Origin of the sequence: Microbacterium sufflavum, assembly GCF_023101165.1 — a bacterium.
Lineage (GTDB): Bacteria > Actinomycetota > Actinomycetes > Actinomycetales > Microbacteriaceae > Microbacterium > Microbacterium sufflavum.
This window is the reverse complement of the sequence record NZ_CP078076.1, coordinates 2,173,671-2,195,161: the sequence shown is the minus strand read 5'-3', so window position 1 is coordinate 2,195,161 and position 21,491 is coordinate 2,173,671. Positions and strand designations below refer to the sequence as shown.

The window sequence follows — 21,491 nt, the reverse complement described above, 5'->3', positions numbered from 1 at the left end:
GATACGCTCGGAGGGTGACCCCCGATTCCCCCGCTTTCTCCGAGCCGACGCCTACCGAGGCCATCCGCGTGATCGGTCGCTTCGAAGCCGGTCGCGGCATTCCCGATGCCATGCGCTCCGACGTGCGGATGCTGGGCCAGCTGCTCGGCCAGGTGCTCCGCGAGGCCGGCGGCGACGACCTGTTCGACGACGTCGAGCGTCTGCGCCTCGCGACCATCCAGGCCTACGAGGACGAGACCTCCGACGCGTTCGAGCGGGCCGCGGCGATCGCCGAGTCGTTCACGATCGCCCGCGCCGACGAGGTCGCGCGGGCGTTCACCTGCTATTTCCACCTGGTGAATCTCGCCGAGGAGCACCAGCGCGTGCGCGTGCTGCGCGAGCGGGCCGGCCAGCCGGGGCGGGAAGACGCGAGCGACACGGTCGCCACGGCCTACGCGCGCCTGCGCGACGAGGTCGGCGAGGACGAGGCGCGCCGCCGTCTCGCCGGTCTGCGCTTCCACCCGGTGTTCACGGCGCACCCGACCGAGGCCCGCCGCCGTGCGGTGTCGTCGAGCATCCGCCGCCTGTCGGACCTGCTCACGCAGCACGACGCCGCGAGCGCGGGCGGTGCCGAGGAGCACCGCGCCCGCCGTCGCATGCTGGAGGAGATCGACACGCTGTGGCGCACCGCCCCGCTGCGCGCGCAGAAGCCCTCCCCGACCGACGAGGTCCGCACCGTCATGGGCGTGTTCGACGAGACGCTCTTCACGACGGTGCCGCACGTGTACCGCCGCATCGACGACGCACTGCGCGGCGAGGAGTCCGGAGCCAGCGCGCCCGTGGTGCCCTCCTTCGTGCGCATCGGCTCGTGGGTGGGCGGCGACCGCGACGGGAACCCGTTCGTCACCGCGGCCGTCACGCGCGAGGCCTCGCAGATCGCCTCCGACCATGTGCTGCGCGGACTCGAGCGCGCGCTGGACCGCATCGGCCGCACGCTCACGCTCTCGGCCGACGACACGCCCCCGAGCGCGGAGGTCGTCGCACTGTGGGAGGCCTTCGCGGCCGCCGAGCCCGAGGTCGCCGCCGAGCTCGCCGCCCGGTCGCCGGAGGAGCCGCACCGCCGCGTGCTGCTCGTGCTCGCGCGGCGGGTGGCCGCGACCCGGCTCGGGGACAGCGAGCACGCGTACACCCGACCGGACGAGCTGCTGGCCGACCTGCGTGCCGTGCAGTCCTCGCTCGCCGCGGCCGGCGCCCGTCGGCACGCGTTCGGCGGGGTGCAGCACCTGATCTGGCAGGTGGAGACCTACGGCTTCCACCTGACCGAGCTCGAGGTGCGCCAGCACTCCCAGGTGCACGCCACGGCCCTCGCCGAGCTCGATGCGGGCGGCCCGATCAGCGCCCAGACGGAGGAGGTGCTGGAGGTGTTCCGTGCGATCGCGGACATCCAGCGCGACCGCGGGCTGCGGGCGGCAGGGCGCTACGTCGTCTCGTTCACCCAGGCCGCGTCCGACCTCGCGAACGTGCACCGCCTCGCCCGGTACGCCCTCGGCGACGACGCCCCGGTGCTCGATGTCGTGCCGCTGTTCGAGACCTTCGCCGACCTGCAGGCCGCGCCGGCGATCCTCGCCGAGGTCGTCACGTTCCCCGAGTTCCGCGAGCGGATGGCCGCCACAGGCAACCGCCTCGAGGTGATGCTCGGCTACTCCGACTCGTCGAAGGACGTGGGCCCGGTCGCCGCGAACCTCGCGCTGTACGCGGCGCAGGCCACCATCGCCCGCTGGGCGCAGGAGTCGGGCATCGAGCTCACGCTGTTCCACGGTCGCGGCGGCGCCCTCGGGCGCGGCGGCGGCCCCGCCAACTCCGCCATCCTCGCCCAGCCGCCGCACTCCGTCGACGGCCGGTTCAAGCTCACCGAGCAGGGCGAGGTGATCTTCGCGCGCTACGGCGAGCCCGCGATCGCCATGCGGCACATCGACCAGGTCGCCGCCGCCACGCTGCTCGCCTCCTCCCCCACGGTGGAGGAGCGCACCAGCCGCGCGGCCGAGCGCTACGCCGAGGTGGCCGCCACGATGGACGCGGCCTCCCGCGAGCGCTTCTTCTCGCTCGTCAAGGCCGAGGGCTTCGCGCCGTGGTTCGCCACGGTGACCCCGATGGAGGAGATCGGGCTGCTGGCACTCGGCTCCCGCCCCGCCCGACGCGGACTGTCGGTCGAGTCGCTGGAAGACCTGCGGGCGATCCCGTGGGTGTTCGCGTGGACCCAGGCGCGCATCAACCTCGCCGGCTGGTTCGGTCTCGGCACCGCCCTGGAGGCCGTCGGCGACCAGGACCTGCTGCGTGAGGCGTACCGCGAGTGGCCGCTGCTGCACACCATGGTCGACAACGTCGCGATGAGCCTCGCCAAGACCGACGAGCGCATCGCCCGCCAGTACCTGGCCCTCGGCGACCGCGACGACCTGGCGGCGCTCGTGCTCGACGAGCTCGCGCTCACGCGCCAGTGGATCGTGCGGCTGACCGGCGGCGACGGCCTGCTCGAGAACAAGCCCGTGCTGCAGCGCGCCGTGCAGCTGCGCAGCCCCTACGTCGACGCGCTGTCGCTGCTGCAGCTGCGCGCGCTCCGGGCCCTGCGCTCGGCCGCGCCGCAGCCGGAGGGCTCGGGCGCCGACGCGGAACAGCAGCGCCTCCTGCTGCTCTCGGTGAGCGGCGTCGCGGCCGGACTGCAGAACACCGGCTGAGCCGCGGCCGCCCGTCGCGTGGCGCGGGGCCCTCGGGCGCCGACGCTAGAGTGAGAGCTCGGCCCAACCGGCACCGCCCTGACGCGACACGATCGCCAGCACCCCATCCCCCACCAGAAAGTCCTTCCCGCGTGACCGTCACGACCACTGCCGACTTCCATCCGCTCGCCGACTCCGTGCAGCCCGTGTTCGACACGGTGCTCTCCCGCAGCCCGCACGAGCCGGAGTTCCACCAGGCCGTGCACGAGGTGCTGCACTCGATCGCCCCCGTGCTGGAGCGCCACCCGGAATACGTCGACGGCGGCATCCTCGAGCGCCTGGTCGAGCCCGAGCGGCAGATCCTGTTCCGCGTGCCGTGGGTCGACGACGCGGGGAAGCTGCAGGTCAACCGCGGCTACCGCATCCAGTTCTCCTCCGTGCTCGGCCCGTACAAGGGCGGCCTGCGCTTCCACCCCTCGGTGAACCTGTCGATCATCAAGTTCCTCGGCTTCGAGCAGATCTTCAAGAACGCGCTCACCGGTCAGGGCATCGGCGGCGGCAAGGGCGGCTCCGACTTCGACCCGCACGGCAAGTCTGACGCCGAGGTCATGCGCTTCTGCCAGTCGTTCATGAACGAGCTGTACCGCCACCTCGGCGAGCACACCGACGTCCCCGCCGGCGACATCGGCGTGGGCGGCCGCGAGATCGGCTACCTGTTCGGCCAGTACCGCAAGGTCACCAACCGCCACGAGTCGGGCATGTTCACCGGCAAGGGCACCGGCTGGGGTGGGGCCGAGGTGCGCACGGAGGCCACCGGCTACGGCGCCGTGTTCTTCGCGCAGGAGATGCTCGCCGTCCGCGGCGACTCGCTGGCGGGCAAGCGCGTCGGCATCTCCGGCTCCGGCAACGTCGCCCTCTACGCGATCCAGAAGGCCGCGCAGCTCGGCGCGACCGCGGTCACCGCCTCCGACTCCTCCGGCTACGTCGTCGACGACGCCGGCATCGACCTCGACCTGCTGCGTCAGCTGAAGGAGGTCGAGCGCGCCCGCATCGTCGAGTACGCCCGCCGCCGCCCCAGCGCACGGTTCGTCGAGGGCGGCAGCGTGTGGGAGGTGCCGGTCGACATCGCCGTGCCGTCCGCTACGCAGAACGAGGTGAGCCTGGCCGACGCCGAGGCGCTGATCGCCGGTGGCGTGCAGGCGGTCTCCGAGGGCGCCAACATGCCGTGCGTGCCCGAGGCCGTCGAGGCGTTCCAGCGGGCGGGTGTGCTGTTCGCCCCCGGCAAGGCGGCCAACGCGGGCGGTGTCGCCACCTCCGCGCTGGAGATGAGCCAGAACGCCTCGCGCCAGCGGTGGACCTTCGCCGACAGCGAGAGCAAGCTCCGTGAGATCATGGCGGATATCCACGGCGCCGCGTTCGACGCCGCGGAACGGTACGGGGTTCCCGGCGACTACGTCGCGGGGGCCAACATCGCAGGATTCGAGAGGGTCGCCGCTGCCATGCTCGCGCAGGGCGTCATCTGACATCGAGCCGGCGAAGCCGGGCATCGGCGGGGTGCTCGGCTTCGTCTCTGCGCGCCCGCGCGGCTACGGACCGACGGGGCGGTCGTCGGCGTGTCGCGCGAGGGAGCTCCCGTAGCGCTCGGTGAGCTGCACCATGAGGTCGGGGGTGTCCCGGTCGACCCCGAACACGTGCCCGGGGAAGTCGAGCTCGGGCTGCGCCGCCGCGATCTCCTCCGCCCGGTCCGGCGAGAGCAGCTGCACCGGATCGCCGACCGCGACCCATCCGATCGGCACGACCGTGCCCTCGGGCAGCACCGCGCGCCGGTGCACGATCGCGTTGACGCGCACCTCGCAGCGACTGCCCACCAGAGCACCGTTGAAGATGCGGGCGCCCGAGGCGAAGAACACCTCCTCGCCCACGGTCGCGCCGGCGATGCTCGCGAGCGTGCCGACGAGGGTGTGGTCGCCGATGTGCACCGCGTTCGCCGCGGTCGCCCTGATCAGCGCGTTCTCCATCACAATCACGTGTGCGCCGAGCGTGATCGGGCCGCCCTCGGCGGTGATCACGGCGCCGTGCAGCACCTGGCAGCCCGGACCGACCTCCACATCGCCGGAGATCACGGCGGTGGGGGCGACGACGGCGGTGTCATGGATGCGGGGGCGAGCCCCGAGGTGCTCGTACAACATGCGGCCAGACTAGCCCCGGGGCCCCCGCCGTCCGCTACGGGGTCGTGGCGGGTTCCGGGAAGATCGCGGTGAACAGCTGGCCGACCCACTCCAGCAGCTGCGCGTCGGGCAGCGGCTCCACACCGACGCCGACGGCCGCGGCGACGGTGGGCATCGGCACCACCAGCGCCTCTCCCCCGGCCACGAGCTTCGCCTTCGGGTAGAGCCGCTGCAGCCGCACCTTGATGGAGTCCTCCAGCCGCGCCGGGGCGATGCGGAGGTTCGACCCCATCGCCACCACGTCGGTGAGCCCGGCGCGGGCGGCCCTGCGGCGCAGTCGCGCGATCGCGAAGAGCCCGGCGACCTCTTCCGGCGGGGTGCCGTAGCGGTCGATGAGCTCCTCCTGCACGAGGTCGATCGCATCGTCCTTGGCGGTCGCGGCCGAGGCGGCGGACAGCTTCTGGTACGCCTCCAGGCGCAGGCGCTCACTATCGATGTAGTCCTCGGGGATGCGCGCGTCCAGCGGCAGCTCCAGTCGCAGCTCCTGCCCCGTCTCGACCTCTTCGCCGCGGAACGTCGCGACGGCCTCACCGATCATGCGCAGGTACAGGTCGAAGCCGACGCCGGCGATGTGCCCCGCCTGCTCCGCGCCGAGCAGGTTGCCCGCCCCGCGCAGCTCCAGGTCCTTCAGCGCCACCTGCATGCCCGAGCCGAGGTCGTTGTTGACCGCGATGGTCTGCAAGCGGTCGGCCGCGGTCTCGCTCAGCGGCTTCATGTCGTCGTAGAGGAAGTACGCGTAGGCGCGCTCGCGTCCGCGGCCCACGCGTCCGCGGAGCTGGTGCAGCTGGCTCAGGCCGTACTTGTCGGCGCGGTCGATGATGATCGTGTTGGCGTTGGAGATGTCGAGGCCGGTCTCGATGATGGTGGTCGAGACGAGCACGTCGAACTTGCGCTCCCAGAAGTCGTCGACCACCTGCTCCAGCGCATGCTCCCCCATCTGCCCGTGCGCGACCGCGATGCGCGCCTCCGGCACGAGCTCGGCGAGCTGGGCCGCGATCCGCTGGATGGACTGCACGCGGTTGTGCACGAAGAACACCTGGCCCTCGCGCAGGATCTCGCGCCGGATGGCGGCGGCGATCTGCTTGTCGCTGCGCGGCCCGACGAACGAGAGGATCGGGTGCCGGTCCTCCGGCGGCGTCGCGAGCGTGGACATCTCCCGGATGCCGGTGACCGCCATCTCCAGGGTGCGCGGGATCGGGGTCGCGCTCATGGCGAGGATGTCGACGTTGGTCTTCATCTTCTTCAGCGCGTCCTTGTGCTCCACGCCAAAGCGCTGCTCCTCGTCGATGATCATCAGGCCGAGGTCCTTGAACATCACCTGATCGGTGAGGATGCGGTGCGTGCCGATGACCATGTCGACCGTGCCGTCGAGAAGGCCCTGCAGCGTGAGCTTCGCCTCCTTGTCGGTCTGGAAGCGCGACAGCGGCCGCACCTTCACCGGGAAGCCGGCGAAGCGCTCCGTGAACGTCTCCAGGTGCTGCTTCACCAGCAGCGTCGTCGGCACGAGCATCGCGACCTGCTTGCCGTCCTGGATGGCCTTGAACGCCGCGCGCACCGCGACCTCGGTCTTGCCGAAGCCGACGTCTCCCGACAGCAGCCGGTCCATCGGGATGGGCCGCTCCATGTCGGCCTTGATCTCGTCGATGGTCTGCAGCTGGTCATGGGTCTCGGCGAACGGGAACGCCTCCTCCAGCTCGCGCTGCCACGGGGTGTCCGGACCGAACGCGTGCCCCTTGGCGCTCATGCGCGCGGAGTAGAGCTTCACGAGCTCGACCGCGATGTCGCGCACGGCTTTGCGGGCCTTGCCCTTGGCCTGCGCCCAGTCACTGCCGCCCATCTTCGACAGCGTCGGGGCCTCACCGCCGACGTACTTGGAGAGCAGGTCGAGCTGGTCGGTGGGTACGAAGAGCTTGTCACCCGGGTAGCCGCGCTTGGACGGGGCGTACTCCAGCACGAGGTAGTCGCGCACGGACTTCGCGGCGTGGCGGCCGCCCGTCGACACCTCGCGCTGCGTCATCTCCACGAAGCGGCCGATGCCGTGCGTGGCGTGCACCACGAAGTCGCCCTGCTTGAGCTGGAGGGGGTCGACCACGTTCTTGCGGCGCGAGGCGAGCTTCTTCACCACGCGCTGGTCGCCGCCGATCGTGCGGCCGTAGAACTCGTTGTCGGTGAGGACGGCGAGCTTCGCCTCCGGCACCTGGAACCCCGCCTCGACCGCACCGGTCACGAGCGTCGCGACCCCGGGGTCGGGGGCCTCGGTCAGCGACTCCACCGCGCGGGCCGCGATGCCCCGGTCGGACAGCACGTCGCGCGCGCGGTCGACGAGCCCGTGTCCCGTCGCGATCACCACGACGCGCCACCCGTCGGCGACCTTCGCGTCGACGAAGGCGATCGCCCCGTCGACGTTGCCGTGGAACGACGGGATGACCGCCGACGCCTCGACGCTCTCCGGGTCGGCGTCGCCGATGCCGAACGGGCTGAGCCGCCACCACACGCCGCCGCGGTCGCGCACCACGTCGCGCAGGTCGGCGACCGTGAGGAAGTCGCCCGCGCCGAGGTCGATGGGAGCCGAGGCCCCGGAGGTCGCCGCGCTCCACGCGGCGTCGAGGAACTCGCGGTTCGTGTCGCCGAGGGTGATCGCCCGCGCGGTCGCCCGCTCGGGGTCGACCACCGCGGTCGCGCTGCCGGGCGGCAGGTACTCCACGAGCGACTTCAGCGGACCGGCCACGGCGGGCAGCAGCGACTCCATGCCCTCGACCGGGATGCCCTCGGCCATCTTCTCGAGCATGCCCGCGATGGCCGGGAACCCGCCGATCAGCGCGCGCGCCCTGTCGCGCACGTCGGCGGTGAGCAGCAGCTCGCGGCTGGGCGGCAGGTCGACCGCCGGGACGTCGCCGGGGAGCGAGCGCTGATCGGCCACGGAGAACGCCCGGATCTGGTCGATCTCGTCGCCGAAGAACTCCACGCGGTAGGGGTGCTCCGACGTGGGAGGGAACACGTCGAGGATGCCGCCGCGCACGGCGAACTCACCGCGCCGCGACACCATGTCCACGCGGGAGTATGCGCGTTCGACCAGCTGCTCCGCGACGTGGTCGAGCTCGTGCCCCCGGCTGCCGACGGCGAGGTCGAGCGGGGCGATCTCGCCCAGGTTGCCGGCGATCGGCTGCAGCGCGGCGCGCACGGAGGCGACGACCACGAGCGGGTGATCACCCGACCACTCGGCGATGCGGCGCAGGGTCTGCAGGCGCTGCCCGACGGTGTCGGGGCTCGGGCTCAGCCGCTCGTGCGGCAGGGTCTCCCATGCCGGGAACGTGAGCACCTCGGCATCGGGCACGTAGGCCGACATCGCCGCGGCGAGCGTCTCGGCCCGGCGCCCGGTCGGCACCACGGCGAGCAACGCGGCGGGGTGCCCGGCCGCGGCGCGCTTGGCGAGGAGCCCGGCGAGCGTGGGCGCATCGAGGCCGTCGACCAGTCCGAGGTCGGCGTCGGTATGCGCCCAGGCGAGAGCGTCACGAAACAGAGACGCCTCTTCCAAGGCGCGCAGAATCCCCGGAACAGTCACCGGACAAGCCTAATCGCGCCCACCGACACCGCGGTCGACGTCCCCCTCGCCGACCGGGCGACCGGCTCGGCCGTCCTAGGCTGGAGGGATGCCTCCGGTCACCCTCACCACCGCCCGCCTCGTCCTGCATGCCCCGACGGAGGCGGACGTCGACGCGATCACCGCGGCCTGCCAGGACCCGGAGATCCCCCGCTGGACGACCGTCCCGAACCCGTACTTCCGGCAGGACGCGGAGGACTTCGTCGCGCTCGTCGCCGACTGGTGGGCGGACGGCTCGCAGACCGTGTGGGGCATCTTCGCGGACGGCGTGCTCGTGGGCGTCATCGGCCTGCACCACATCGCGGGCCACGCCGCGGGTGGCAGTGCCGAACTGGGCTACTGGATGGTCGCGGACGCCCGCGGCCGGGGCTATCTGACCGAGGCGGCCCGCGCGGTGCTGGACTGGGGGTTCGCCGAGCTCGGGCTCGCGCGCATCCGCTGGCAGGCCGTGGTGGGCAACGTGCCGTCGGCACGGGCCGCCCGCGCCCTCGGCTTCCGGTTCGAGGGCACGCAGCGCCAGGCCCTCACGAGTCAGCGCGGCCGCGACGACGGCTGGGTCGCCGGGCTGCTCACCACCGACGACCGCACCCCGGTCGAGTGGCCCGTGCTCTGACGGCTGCCGGCGAGGCGTGACAGCGTCGGAGGCCGGTGACAGGATGGCTGCATGCCCGAGATGCCGGAGGTCGAAGGACTCGTCGCGTTCCTCGGCGAGCGCGCGGTCGGACGCACGATCACCCGCGCGTCGGTCTCGGCCATCGCGGCGCTGAAGACGTACGACCCGCCCATCACGGCGCTCCACGGCGCGGAGATCACCGCGGCCGCGCGGCTGGGCAAGTTCGTCGTGCTGTCGTGCGGTGCGGAGCTGCACCTCGTGTTCCACCTGGCGAAGGCGGGCTGGCTGCGCTGGTACGAGACCCTGCCGACCACGCTCATCAAGCCGGGGAAGACGCCCATCGCCCTGCGTGTCGCGCTCGACGACGGCAGCGGGTTCGACCTGACGGAGGCCGGTACGAAGAAGTCTCTCGCGGTGTACGTCGTGCGCGATCCGCAGGAGGTGCCCGGCATCGCCCGCCTCGGTCCCGACCCGCTCGACCCGGCCTTCACGCGGGCGGACTTCGCCGGCCTGCTGGAGGGGCGGCGCATGCAGATCAAGGGGCTGCTGCGCGACCAGGGCGTGATCGCGGGCATCGGCAACGCCTACTCCGACGAGATCCTGCACGCCGCACGCATGTCGCCCTATGCGATCGCCGCGACGCTCGACGACGCCGAGGTCGACCGGCTGTTCGCGGCGATGCAGGAGACGCTGCGCGAGGCCGTGGCCGCGGCCTCCGGGAAGCCGCCCGCCGACCTGAAAGACGCCAAGCGCCGCGGCATGCAGGTGCACGCGCGCCGCGGCGAGGCGTGCCCCGTGTGCGGAGACACCGTGCGCAGCGTGTTCTTCGCCGACCGGTCGCTCGAGTACTGCCCCACGTGCCAGACGGGCGGCAAGGTGCTCGCCGACCGCCGCCTCTCGCGCCTGCTGAAGTGAGATGGGCGCCGAACGCGCGGATCCATGCCACGGAATGAAATCGCGCCGACCGCGTTGAGTACACTCAGAGCAGCAACGTGCTCCGGGGTCGGTGGGAATCCGAACCGGCGGTGACAGTCCGCGAGCGTCTCGAGTGATCGGGATGCCGATCCGGTGGAACTCCGGGACCGACGGTGATGCGAGGGTGACCTCGCTAGTCCGGAAGGGAGGCAGCACGAGGCGCACGCGTGTGCGTCCGTTCCGCCACCCCTGCGAGAGCCCCGAGGCCCGCAGAGAGGACGACGGATGGCAGTGACCGCGATCGAGCAGCGTGCGATGGACCGCGCGCTCGAGCTCGCCGCCCGCGGCCCCCGCGGGGTCAACCCGCAGGTGGGCGCCGTGCTCCTCTCCCCCGCCGGTGAGGTGCTGGCCGAGGGGTGGCACCGCGGCTCCGGCACCGCGCACGCCGAGGTCGATGCGCTGTCGAAGCTCCCGCCGGGTGCCGCGCGCGGGGCAACCGCGGTCGTGACGCTCGAGCCGTGCAACCACACCGGCCGCACGGGTCCCTGCGCCGTGGCGCTCATCGAGGCCGGGGTCGCCCGCGTGGTCTACGCCCTCGACGATCCGGGCGAGGTGTCCGGCGGCGGGGCCGAGCGGCTCCGCGCCGCCGGGGTCGACGTGGAGTCGGGCGTGCGCGCCGCGGAGGCCGAGGCGCTGATCGCCTCCTGGCTCACCGCGAAGCGCCTGGGCCGCCCGCACGTCACGGTCAAGTGGGCGCAGAGCCTCGACGGCCGTGCCGCCGCGGACGACGGCTCCAGTCGATGGATCACCGGCCCCGAGGCGCGCGCCGACGTGCACCGCCGTCGTGCCGAGGCCGACGCGATCGTCGTGGGCACCGGCACCGTGCTGGCCGACGACCCGGCTCTGACCGCGCGCGACGGTGACGCCCTCCACCCGCGGCAGCCCGTGCCGGTCGTGATCGGCGCCCGCGCGACGCCCGCACACGCGGCGGTGCACCGGCACCCGCACGCTCCCCTCTTCTACGACACCCGCGAGCTGCCCGCGGTGCTCGCCGACCTGCACGATCGCGGCCACCACAGCGTGTTCGTGGAGGGCGGGCCGACCCTGGCCAGCGCGTTCGTCGCGGCGGGACTCGCGGATCGCGTGCTCGCGTACGTCGCACCGGTGCTGCTGGGCGGGGGCCGCCTCGCGCTCACCGACATCGGCGTCTCCCGCATCGACGAGGCGCGCCGGCTGACCGTCGAGGAGTGGGTGCCGCTCGGCGCCGACCTCCTTGCCGTCGCCCGCTTCACAGACCCCCACGCCCCCGAGCAGGAAGGTGCCTGGTGATGTTCACCGGAATCATCGAGGAGATCGGCGAGATCACGGCGATCGCAGAGTCCGGCGACGGCTGGCGGCTCACCGTGCGCGCGCCGAGGGCCGCGGCCGACGCCGTGCACGGCGAGTCGATCGCGGTGTCGGGCGTGTGCCTGACCGTGGTCGACTCGACCGCCGACACGTTCGACGCCGACGTGATGAAGCAGACGCTCGACGTCGCCGCGATCGGATCGGCCGTGGTCGGCACGCGCGTGAACATCGAGAAGGCGATGCCGGTGGGCGCGCGGCTCGGCGGGCACATCGTCCAGGGCCACGTCGACGGCACCGGCGAGGTGCGGGAGGTGCGGCCGGGTGCGCAGTGGAGCGTGCTGCGGATCGGCCTGCCCCACGATCTCGCGCCGCTCGTGGTCGACAAGGGCTCCATCTCGGTGGACGGCACCTCGCTGACCGTGAGCGCCGTGAGCGCGCCCGACGAGGCGGCGCCGTGGTTCGAGGTGTCGCTCATCCCGGAGACGCTCGCCGCCACCACGCTCGGCACCCGCGCGGTCGGTGACCGCGTGAACCTCGAGACCGACATCCTCGCGCGGCACGTCGAGCGTCTGCTCGCGTTCCGCGCCGCACCGGAAGGGGGCTCGCGATGAGCCTGTCATCCATCCCCGAGGCCCTGGAGGCGCTGCGCGCCGGACGGCCGGTCCTCGTGGCCGACGACGAGAACCGCGAGAACGAGGGCGACGTGGTGCTCTCGGCGGAGCTGGCGACGCCCGAGTGGGTCGCGTGGACCGTGCGCTGGTCGTCCGGGTTCCTGTGCGCGCCCATGCCCGCCGACCTGGCCGATCAGCTGAACCTGCCGCCCATGGTCGCGGCGAGCGAGGACGCCCGCTCCACCGCGTACACGGTGAGCGTGGACGCCGCCGACGGCGTGACCACCGGCATCAGTGCGAGCGACCGGGCCCGCACCCTCAACGTGCTCGCGAACCCCGACTCGACCGCGACGAGCATCATCCGCCCCGGGCACGTGCTGCCGCTGCGCGCGGTGGACGGCGGCGTGCGCGAGCGCAGCGGCCACACCGAGGCCGCCGTCGAGCTGATGAAGCTCGCGGGTCTGCGACCGGTCGGCGCGATCGCCGAGGTCGTGGCGGAGGACGGCAGCATGATGCGGCTGCCGGGACTGATCGAGCTGGGCGCGCGTGACGGTGTGCCCGTGATCACGATCGAGCAGCTCATCGCGCACCTCAACGAGATCGACCCCGCGGGGGCGACGCCGGCCGCGCACCGCGGTCGCCGGGTGAGCCTGCGCGCCGACGCGACCGTGCCCACCGAGCACGGCTCGTTCCGGTTCCTCGCCTACAAGGATCGCGTGACCGGCACCGACCACATCGCGGTCGTGTCGGGCGAGCTGAGCGAGACCGCCCTCGTGCGCGTGCACTCCGAGTGCCTGACGGGCGAGGCGTTCGGGTCGCTGAAATGCGAGTGCGGCCCGCAGCTCGACGCCGCGCTCGACGCGATCGAGCAGGACGGCGGGGTCGTCGTCTACATGCGCGGGCACGAGGGGCGCGGCATCGGGCTGATCAACAAGCTCCGCGCCTACAGCCTGCAGGAGGACGGCCTGGACACGGTCGATGCGAACCTCGCACTCGGGCTGCCCGCCGATGCGCGCGACTACGCCGCCGCGGCCGGCATCCTCGCCGACCTCGGCGTGTCGAAGGTGCGACTGCTGACCAACAACACCGACAAGGTGAACCAGCTGCGCGAGCTGGGGCTCGACGTGGTGGAGCAGGTGCCGCTGATCGTGGGCGTCGGCCCGAACAACCACCAGTACCTGGAGACCAAGCGTGACCGGATGGGTCACATCATCGGCGAGGCAGAGCTCGCCCAGGCCCTCGCGGCCGGGAAGGACGAGGAATGAGCGGCGCAGGAGCACCGAAGGCCGGGAGCATCGACGGGCGGGGACTGCACGTCGTCGTGATCGCCGGCACGTGGCACGAGACCATCTCGAACGGACTGATCGCGGGCGCGCAGCGGGTGCTCGACGAGGCGCAGGCGTCGCACACGCTCGTGCGGGTGCCTGGCTCGTTCGAGCTCGCGGTGGCCGCGCAGGCCGCGTTCGCCGGAGGTGCCGATGCGGTGGTCGCGCTCGGCGTGATCATCCGCGGGGGCACCCCCCACTTCGAGTACGTGTCCGCCGCGGCCACCGACGGTCTCACCCGGGTGTCGCTCGACGCGGGACGGCCCGTCGGCTTCGGCCTGCTGACCCTCGACGACGAGAAGCAGGGCCTGGATCGCGCGGGTCTCGAGGGCTCGAAGGAGGACAAGGGCGCGGAGGCGGCCGACGCTGCGCTGCGCACGGCCCTCGTGATCCGGGAGCTGCGCGGCTGAGGTCAGGGCGGCCTTGCTAGCGGCGCAGTACCCCCCTCACGTACGGTGAGGGCATGGAGATCCTGCGCCACATCGTCGTGTTCGTCCACCTCATCGGCTTCGCGGTGCTGTTCGGCGCCTGGGCGGCCCAGGCGTTCGGCGGCAAGCGGCAGATCACCCGGCTGATGGACTACGGCCTGCTGATCGCCGGTGTCGCCGGACTGGCGCTGGCCGCTCCGTGGGGCATCGAGTACGACCTGAACTACGTCAAGATCGGCGTGAAGCTCGTGGTGCTCCTCGTGATCGGTGCGCTCCTGGGCATCGGCTCCGCGCGGCAGAAGCGCGGCGAGGCGGTGCCCTCCGCCGTGTTCTGGCTCATCGGCATCCTCGCGCTGGCCAACGCCGGCATGGCCGTAATCTGGCGCTGACCCGTCATCTGGCGCTGACCCACCGGCGCTGACCCCCGACACCTCCGCGGTCTGAGCGACCGCGGGGATCATCCGCCGACGATGCGCTCCCACACCGCTGCGGTCGCCGCACCCGCTCCCGGCGTCCCGATGCGCTGACCGTTGCGACCGCCGCGCGCGAACGTCGCGGTGACGGCGGCGGGAGCCACGGCGGGGTCCACGGGGGCCGGAAGCCACACGCACGACCGCACGTGCACGAGGTCGACCGCCGCGGCCTCCGCCGAACCGTCGTACCACCACGGGCCGTCGAGCCGCCCGAGCCAGAGCAGGCCGTCTCCGTCACGGGTCCAGACGAAGGTGCCCTCCGGCAGCGCCACGAAGCGCTCGAGGCGTCGGGCGGCGCGCTCGCCCCAGCGGGCGTCCACCGCCGACAGCGCCTCGGCCGGCGACGAGGGCACCCGCTCCAGCCGTCCTCCCATCCCCACCAGGCCGCGCGTGAGACCGCGCTCGGCTCCGGCACCGTCGGGCACCGCGTCGTCGCGCGAGCGCATCGGTGCGCGGTAGGCCAGCGGCTCCGCGACGACCTCGGGGCCGGAGGCGGCGGGAGGCTCTTTCACGAGAGCGGCACGAGGGTCGCGTCGATGTCGGCGCCGTCGATCACGACCGTCATCAGGGTGCACACGGGCTGACGGCGGCGGTCGGTCGGCGACCCCGCGTTCAGCAGACGCAGGCCGCGCGGGGTCACCGTGTCCCACGGGATGTGCGAGTGCCCGAACACCAGGAGGTCGTCGTCGGGGAACGCCGCGTCCATGCGTCGCTCCCGCCCCGTCGCGCCCCCGGTCTCGTGGATCACCGCGACGGACGTGTCCTCCACCCGGAACCGGGCGACCTCGGGCAGCCGGCCGCGCAGACCGGGGCCGTCGTTGTTGCCGAACACGGCGTGCAGCACCGCGGCGCGCTCGGCGAGGAGATCGAGCGTGGCCTCGTCGACCCAGTCGCCCGCGTGCACCACCACGTCGGCCTCGTCGACGGCGCGCAGCACGGCGTCGGGCAGTCGCTTGGCGCGCTTCGGCACGTGCGTGTCGGCCAGCAGCAGCATCCGAGTCGTCATATCGGCTCCCCCGCGTCGTGTGCTCCGCGTCGTGCGTTCCGTGTCGTGTGCTCCGACTCTACGGGGGTGGCGCGCCGCCGGGACCGGGCAGCGTCATCCGCGTTCAGGCAACTCCCAGGAAGGCGTAGACTCGCCCGGGTCCTGGTATACCAGCGGCGACATCCGAGAAAGAGACCCCATGAGCAGCGCCCCCGCCCCCGCGAATCCCCGCTCGCGCGTCATCACCGCGAGCCTCGTCGGCACCACCATCGAGTTCTACGACTTCTACGTCTACGCGACGGCAGCGGTCCTGGTGTTCCCGACGCTCTTCTTCCCCAGCACCAACGACACCGCCTCGCTGCTGTCGTCGTTCGCCGTGTTCGGCGCCGCGATGGTCGCCCGCCCGATCGGCGCAGTCGTGTTCGGCCACTTCGGCGACAAGTTCGGCCGCAAGGCGACGCTCGTCGCGTCCCTGCTCACGATGGGCATCGCGACCTTCGTGATCGGCCTGCTGCCCACGTTCCAGCAGATCAGCTGGGTCGCGCCGCTGCTGCTGCTCGTGCTGCGCCTCGCCCAGGGCTTCGCGCTCGGCGGCGAGTGGTCGGGCGCGGCGCTGGTCGCGACCGAGAACGCCCCGAAGGGCAAGCGCGCCTGGTACGGGTCGTTCCCGCAGCTGGGTGCGCCCCTCGGGTTCATCATCGCGAACGGCATCTTCCTCGCCATCAACTTCGCCCTGCCCCACCCCGAGGACCCGGCGCTGAAGTCGGAGGCGTTCCTGTCGTGGGGCTGGCGGGTGCCGTTCCTGTTCTCGGCCGTCATGGTCATCATCGGCCTGTGGGTGCGCCTGCGCCTGGTCGAGTCGGACACGTTCAAGAAGGCGGAGAAGACCGGCGCCATCCGCAAGCTGCCGCTGGCCACCGTCTTCCGCCACCACTGGAAGCAGCTGATCCTCGGCACGTTCATCATGCTGGCGACCTACGTGCTGTTCTACCTGATGACGAACTTCACCCTGACGTACGGCACCAAGGCCGCCGACGTGGAGACCGCGTCGGCCGCCGCCCGCGCCGCCGCGGAGGCGACCGGCAAGGACTTCGACCCCACGGCGTTCGCGGCCCAGTTCTACCCGGGGCTCGGCTTCGGCTACACCGACTTCGTGCTGATGCAGATCATCGGCGTGGTGTTCTTCGGCATCTTCACGCTGCTGTCGGGTCCGATCGCCGACGCCATCGGCCGCCGCAAGCTGCTGCTGTGGGTCACGGGCCTCATCGTGGTGTTCGGCCTGTCGTTCAACCTCTTCCTGCTGCCCCAGGCCGACCCGAAGTTCACGGGCGCGCTCACGCAGGCGTTCCTGGTGTTCGGGTTCATGCTCATGGGCACGACGTTCGGCCCGATGGGCGCGCTGCTGCCCGAGCTGTTCCCGACGAACGTGCGCTACTCCGGCTCCGCGATCGCCTACAACGTGTCGTCGATCCTCGGCGCGGCCGTGGCCCCGTTCATCGCCGTGGCACTGTGGGCGGCGGTCGGCGGCGAGCCGTGGCTGGTCGGCGTGTACCTCTCCTCGATGGCCGTGCTCACCTTCGTGGCGCTGATCTTCACGCCGGAGACGAAGGACCACGACTACGAGGACGACCTGGGGCTGGCGGCCTCCGCCGAGCTCTGAGCGCCCGACGACGCACCCCGGAACGGCCGCCCTCCCCGCGAGGTGCGGCCGTTCCCGCGTCTCCGGGCCGCCGTCCGCGCACGGGACGGCTCAGAGGACGACGTCGCAGTACCGCGCCGCGGTCTTCGCCAGCCGGCGGTCGAGCGTGAGCAGCGGGACGCCGAGCGCCTCCGCCGGCGCGACGGAGCCGGCGTCGTATGCGGAGATCTCCTCGCGCAGCGTCCAGATGCGCGGGATCAGGCGGCGCAGCGGGTGGCGGGTGATCTGCCCATGCCCCCGTGATCGCATGTGGTGCGCATGCGCAGTGTTCGCGATCTGTGGACACCGTGCGTCAACAGAGATTGACAACGGTGGCGCGCGTCAATGATCATTGACGCAGGAGGTGTCCGATGAACACGACCACGATCGCCCAGGCCGAGGGCGGCGAGCCGCTCGCCGAGCTGCACCGCCTGGCCGGGCTCCGCATCGAGATCGCTCGCGCCGAGGAGGCGCAGGTGCGCCGCGCGCGCAACGACGGCTACTCGTGGCAGGCGATCGCCAGCGCCCTGGGCGTGACCAAGCAGGCCGCGCATCGCCGCTTCGGGCGCCACTGAGTGCATACAGCAGCCGCATAGGAAGCGACCGGCCCCCGAGTACGGTCGAAGTACCCCCCTCTCCAGATCGAGGTCCCGCATGTCCACCACGGCGACAGCACGCCGACGCCGCCGGGGCGCACAGCCCGACGGCCCTCGCGCCACCTTCCGTCAGCTCCTTCCCTTCCTGTTCGAGCACAAGCGCACCCTCATCGTCGTCGCGATCCTCAGCGTCATCGGCGCGGCGACCTCGCTCGTGCAGCCGGTGCTGGTCGGCCAGGTCATCGAGGCCGTGCAGACCGACGGCACGATCGGGGTCCTGGTGTGGCTGCTGGTCGGCTTCGTGATCGTGTCGTCGATCATCTCCGGCTTCCAGCACTACCTGCTGCAGCGCACCGGAACGGCCGTGGTCTACTCCAGCCGGCGCAAGCTCATCGCGCGCATCCTGCACCTGCCCACCGCGGAGTTCGACGCCCGCCGCACCGGCGACCTCGTCTCGCGCGTCGGCACCGACACCACCCTGCTGTACGCCGTGCTCACGCAGGGTCTCGCCGATGCGGTCGGCAGCGCGGTGCTGTTCGTGGGCGCCCTGGTCGCGATGCTGCTGATCGATCCGGTGCTGCTGCTGCTCATCGTGGTCGTGATCGGCGTCTCGGTCGTGGTCGTGGTGTCGCTCAGCGGCCGCATCCGCACCGCGTCGACCGCCCAGCAGGAGAAGGTGGGCGAACTCGCCTCCGGCGTCGAGCGTGCCGTGGGCTCGATCCGCACCATCCGCGCCTCGGGGGCGACCGAGCGCGAGACCGCAGCCGTCTCCGACCGGGCCGCCGAGGCCTACGGCATCGGTGTGCGCATCGCCAAGATCTCGTCTCTCGTGGTGCCGGTCTCGGGCATCGCCCTGCAGCTGTCACTCCTGGTGGTGCTGGGCGTGGGCGGGTTCCGTGTGGCCGCCGGCGCCATCACGATCGCCTCGCTGATCGCGTTCATCATGTTCCTGTTCCTGCTCGTGATGCCGCTCGCCACCACGTTCGGGGCGATCACCTCGGTGAACCAGGCCCTCGGCGCGCTCGGCCGCATCCAGGAGGTGCTCGACCTGCCCACCGAGTCGCAGGACGACGCCGCCACCGCCGCCTCGATCCCCCGCGAGGCCGACGACCCCACGGCGCCCGCGATCGAGTTCCGCGATGTGCGCTTCCGCTACCCCCCGAACGTCGTGGCCGCACGACAGGCCGCGGCGAAGGCGGCCAAGGATCTGCTCGCCGACGCTCACCTCGACTCCGCCGCGCCGGTGCCCGCCGACGCCGAGGCCGCCGATCACGAGGTGCTGCGCGGCGTGTCGTTCGCGGTGCCGCGCGGCGCCCGGGTGGCGCTGGTCGGTCCGAGCGGCGCGGGCAAGAGCACGATCCTGTCGCTCATCGAGCGCTTCTACGACCCCACGGGCGGCGCCATCCGCGTACACGGCCACGACGCCCGCACGTACCCGCGGGAGGAGCTGCGCGCGCAGTTCGGCTACGTCGAGCAGGACGCCCCGACCCTCGCCGGCACCCTCGCCGAGAATCTGCGCCTCGCGTCGCCCGACGCCAGCGACGCCGACTGCGAGCGGGTGCTGCGCGCCGTGAACCTCGGCGACGTGCTCGAACGCAGCCCCCTCGGCGTGGACGCCCCGGTCGGCGAGGACGGCGTGATGCTGTCGGGCGGCGAGCGTCAGCGCCTCGCCATCGCGCGCGCCCTGCTCACGGACGCCCCGATCCTGCTGCTGGACGAGTCCACGTCGTCGCTCGACGGCGTGAACGAGCAGCGCATGCGCGAGGCCATCGAGGCGGCGTCCACCGACCGCACCCTCGTCGTGATCGCCCACCGGCTGTCGACGGTCGTCGACAGCGACCTCATCGTCGTGTTGCAGGACGGCACGGTCGTCGGCCAGGGCACCCACGCGGAGCTGGTCGAGTCGACGCCGCTGTACCGCGACCTCGCGCGTCACCAGCTCCTCGCCTGACCGCACTCGCACGGGCAACGCGAAGGCGGGGTGCCGGAGACCACTCAGCCATGGGTTCGTCTCCGACGCCCCGCCTTCGCGGGTCTGGGGGCCACGGGGGCCCGAAGGTGCCGGCTCCCCCGAACCGGCACCGGTCTGGGGGCTACGACGCCTTCGCGAGCCGGTAGCGCAGCGAGGCCAGCTCGGTGCGCAGCGCCGCGGGCACGCGGTCGCCGAAGGTGTCGTAGAACTCCTCGGTCAGGTCGGCCTCGACCTTCCATGCCTCCGGGTCGACCGAGAAGAGCTCCTCCAGGTCTTCCGCCGGCAGGTCGAGCCCGTCGAGGTTGAGGTCCTCCGCACGCGGCAGCCGTCCGATGGGGCTGTCCACGGCGGGCACGGCGCCCGAGATGCGGCGGATGATCCAGTCGACCACGCGGGAGTTGTCGCCGAAGCCGGGCCACAGGAAGCGCCCGTCGGCCCCGCGGCGGAACCAGTTGACCTGGAAGATGCGCGGTGCCCGGTCGAAGCGCAGGCCGCGGCCCACCTTCAGCCAGTGCCCGAAGTAGTCGGCCATGTTGTAGCCGCAGAACGGCAGCATCGCGAACGGGTCGCGGCGCAGCTCGCCCACGGTGCCCTCGGCCGCCGCGGTGCGCTCGGACGAGATGTTCGAGCCGAGGAACACGCCGTGCGTCCAGTCGGTGGCCTCCACCACGAGCGGGACGTTGCTCGCGCGACGCCCGCCGAACAGGATCACGTCGAGCGGCACGGCCTCCTCCCAGTCCTCCGAGATCTGCGGGCACTGCGCCGCCGACACCGTGAAGCGCGAGTTGGGGTGCGCCGCCGGACGACCCGAGTCGGGCGTCCAGTCGTTGCCCTCCCAGTCGATCAGGTGCGCGGGCGCCTCGTCGGTCAGCCCCTCCCACCACACGTCGCCGTCGGGCCGGAGCGCGACGTTCGTGAAGATCGTGTTGCCCCACAGCGTCTCGACGGCCGTGACGTTGGTGGACTCGCCCGTGCCCGGCGCGACACCGAAGAAGCCGGCCTCGGGGTTGATGGCCCACAGACGCCCGTCCTCGCCCGGACGGATCCAGGCGATGTCGTCGCCGAGCGTCTCGACCCGCCATCCCGGGATCGTCGGACGCAGCATCGCGAGGTTCGTCTTGCCGCACGCCGAGGGGAACGCGGCAGCGACGTGGTAGGCCGTGCCCTGCGGATCGATCACGCGGATGAGCAGCATGTGCTCGGCGAGCCAGCCCTCGTCGCGGGCGATCACCGAGGCGATGCGCAGCGCGAAGCACTTCTTCGCGAGGATCGCGTTGCCGCCGTAGCCGGAGCCGTACGAGTAGACCTCGAGCGTCTCGGGGAAGTGCACGATGTACTTCTCGTCGTTGCACGGCCACTCGATGTCGGGCTCGCCCGCGGCCAGCGGAGCGCCCACCGAGTGGACGGTCTTGACCCACGGCGCCCCGTCCGCGATCTGGCGGGTGACGGCGTCGCCCACCCGGGTCATGATGCCGATCGAGGCGACCGCGTAGGCGCTGTCGGTGATCTGCACGCCGATGTGCGAGAGCGGTCCGCCGACGCGACCCATCGAGAACGGGACGACGTACATCGTGCGACCGCGCATCGAACCCGCGAAGATCTCGGTCATGGTGGCGCGCATCTCGGCGGGGTCCGCCCAGTTGTTGGTGGGACCGGCGTCCTCCTCGCGCTCCGAGGCGATGAAGGTGCGCCCCTCGGTGCGGGCGACGTCACTCGGGTGCGAGCGGGCGAGGTACGAGCCGGGACGCCACTCCGGGTTGAGCTTGATGAGCTTGCCCTCGTCGACCAGCCCGCGCAGCAGCCAGTCGTTCTCGGCGCGGGAGCCGTCGACCCAGTGCACGGCGTCGGGCTGGGTGAGCGCCCGGATCTCCTCGACCCACGCGAGCAGCTCGGCCATCGCGGGGGTGTCGGAGGAGGGGGCCGTGCCGAACGTGCGCATCGTCGCGACGGGAGACGTGCGGGGGGTGATGACTTCGGCCATGGCCATGACTGCTCCTTAGAAGTGTGGGGCGTTGCACCTATCTTCTTC

At 72.2% G+C, this 21,491-nt stretch carries 18 protein-coding genes and 1 riboswitch; of the genes, 12 read left to right on the top strand and 6 right to left on the bottom strand.

The genetic code is table 11. The features are described from left to right. Positions 1-110 precede the first annotated feature (110 nt). Both KV394_RS10665 and gdhA read left to right on the top strand, forming a co-directional pair. The gene (locus KV394_RS10665) at positions 111-2,711 is read left to right on the top strand and encodes a phosphoenolpyruvate carboxylase (RefSeq protein ID WP_407665468.1); all 2,601 of its coding nucleotides are present in this window, start codon (positions 111-113) and stop codon (positions 2,709-2,711) included. A 131-nt stretch (positions 2,712-2,842) separates the two neighbouring features. After that, positions 2,843-4,213, top strand: coding sequence for an NADP-specific glutamate dehydrogenase (gdhA, locus tag KV394_RS10660; protein WP_136029109.1), 1,371 nt, complete (start codon positions 2,843-2,845; stop codon positions 4,211-4,213). 63 nt (positions 4,214-4,276) lie between these two features. On the opposite strand, the gene KV394_RS10655 is transcribed toward gdhA, so the two are convergent. Together KV394_RS10655 and mfd are read right to left on the bottom strand one after the other, a co-directional pair. Next, positions 4,277-4,879 (bottom strand): gamma carbonic anhydrase family protein, encoded by a 603-nt coding sequence (locus KV394_RS10655; protein ID WP_136036014.1) that lies wholly within the window; start codon positions 4,877-4,879, stop codon positions 4,277-4,279. A 34-nt stretch (positions 4,880-4,913) separates the two neighbouring features. After that, complete coding sequence (gene mfd, locus KV394_RS10650) at positions 4,914-8,480, bottom strand: transcription-repair coupling factor (RefSeq protein WP_136029105.1); 3,567 nt, start codon at positions 8,478-8,480, stop codon at positions 4,914-4,916. An 88-nt stretch (positions 8,481-8,568) separates the two neighbouring features. Here mfd and KV394_RS10645 point away from each other — a divergent pair, with 88 nt between their 5' ends. From KV394_RS10645 to KV394_RS10615, 7 genes are all read left to right on the top strand, one after another. Next, entirely contained in the window at positions 8,569-9,132 is a 564-nt protein-coding gene (locus KV394_RS10645) for a GNAT family N-acetyltransferase (protein ID WP_247981415.1), read from the top strand. Between the two features lie 51 nt (positions 9,133-9,183). Continuing rightward, entirely contained in the window at positions 9,184-10,047 is an 864-nt protein-coding gene (locus KV394_RS10640; protein WP_136029100.1) for an Fpg/Nei family DNA glycosylase, read from the top strand. A 74-nt stretch (positions 10,048-10,121) separates the two neighbouring features. Continuing rightward, positions 10,122-10,266, top strand: a riboswitch (FMN riboswitch). Between the two features lie 66 nt (positions 10,267-10,332). Then, the gene (gene ribD / locus KV394_RS10635; protein WP_247981414.1) at positions 10,333-11,376 is read left to right on the top strand and encodes a bifunctional diaminohydroxyphosphoribosylaminopyrimidine deaminase/5-amino-6-(5-phosphoribosylamino)uracil reductase RibD; all 1,044 of its coding nucleotides are present in this window, start codon (positions 10,333-10,335) and stop codon (positions 11,374-11,376) included. Beyond that, on the top strand, positions 11,376-12,005 hold the full coding sequence (locus KV394_RS10630) for a riboflavin synthase (RefSeq protein ID WP_136029096.1): 630 nt from the start codon (positions 11,376-11,378) through the stop codon (positions 12,003-12,005). Before ribD ends, KV394_RS10630 begins: the two co-directional genes overlap by 1 nt. Continuing rightward, a complete protein-coding gene (ribA, locus tag KV394_RS10625; protein ID WP_136029095.1) occupies positions 12,002-13,270 on the top strand; it encodes a GTP cyclohydrolase II in 1,269 nt (422 codons plus the stop codon). Before KV394_RS10630 ends, ribA begins: the two co-directional genes overlap by 4 nt. Continuing rightward, the gene (gene ribH / locus KV394_RS10620; RefSeq protein ID WP_136044544.1) at positions 13,267-13,740 is read left to right on the top strand and encodes a 6,7-dimethyl-8-ribityllumazine synthase; all 474 of its coding nucleotides are present in this window, start codon (positions 13,267-13,269) and stop codon (positions 13,738-13,740) included. Before ribA ends, ribH begins: the two co-directional genes overlap by 4 nt. A 53-nt stretch (positions 13,741-13,793) precedes the next feature. Further along, positions 13,794-14,147, top strand: a complete 354-nt coding sequence (locus KV394_RS10615) for a Fe-S protein (RefSeq protein ID WP_136029091.1) — start codon at positions 13,794-13,796, stop codon at positions 14,145-14,147. A 68-nt stretch (positions 14,148-14,215) separates the two neighbouring features. On the opposite strand, the gene KV394_RS10610 is transcribed toward KV394_RS10615, so the two are convergent. Then, complete coding sequence (locus KV394_RS10610; protein ID WP_247638531.1) at positions 14,216-14,743, bottom strand: GAF domain-containing protein; 528 nt, start codon at positions 14,741-14,743, stop codon at positions 14,216-14,218. After that, entirely contained in the window at positions 14,740-15,237 is a 498-nt protein-coding gene (locus tag KV394_RS10605) for a metallophosphoesterase family protein (protein ID WP_247981413.1), read from the bottom strand. The genes KV394_RS10610 and KV394_RS10605 overlap by 4 nt, the downstream gene beginning before the upstream one ends. A 178-nt stretch (positions 15,238-15,415) precedes the next feature. Between KV394_RS10605 and KV394_RS10600 the strand changes: the two genes are divergently transcribed. Further along, the gene (locus KV394_RS10600; RefSeq protein ID WP_136029087.1) at positions 15,416-16,876 is read left to right on the top strand and encodes an MFS transporter; all 1,461 of its coding nucleotides are present in this window, start codon (positions 15,416-15,418) and stop codon (positions 16,874-16,876) included. A 90-nt stretch (positions 16,877-16,966) separates the two neighbouring features. Here KV394_RS10600 and KV394_RS10595 read toward each other — a convergent pair whose 3' ends face one another. Beyond that, a complete protein-coding gene (locus KV394_RS10595; RefSeq protein ID WP_247981412.1) occupies positions 16,967-17,164 on the bottom strand; it encodes a PIN domain-containing protein in 198 nt (65 codons plus the stop codon). 101 nt (positions 17,165-17,265) lie between these two features. Here KV394_RS10595 and KV394_RS10590 point away from each other — a divergent pair, with 101 nt between their 5' ends. Both KV394_RS10590 and KV394_RS10585 read left to right on the top strand, forming a co-directional pair. Then, positions 17,266-17,469 (top strand): AsnC family protein, encoded by a 204-nt coding sequence (locus tag KV394_RS10590; RefSeq protein ID WP_136044963.1) that lies wholly within the window; start codon positions 17,266-17,268, stop codon positions 17,467-17,469. A 79-nt stretch (positions 17,470-17,548) separates the two neighbouring features. Further along, positions 17,549-19,441, top strand: coding sequence for an ABC transporter ATP-binding protein (locus KV394_RS10585; protein WP_247981411.1), 1,893 nt, complete (start codon positions 17,549-17,551; stop codon positions 19,439-19,441). A gap of 142 nt (positions 19,442-19,583) precedes the next feature. Here the strand turns inward: KV394_RS10585 and KV394_RS10580 are convergent, their stop codons facing one another. Beyond that, positions 19,584-21,449: a phosphoenolpyruvate carboxykinase (GTP) gene (locus tag KV394_RS10580; RefSeq protein ID WP_407665439.1), complete on the bottom strand. Its 1,866-nt coding sequence runs from the start codon at positions 21,447-21,449 to the stop codon at positions 19,584-19,586. Positions 21,450-21,491 lie beyond the last annotated feature (42 nt).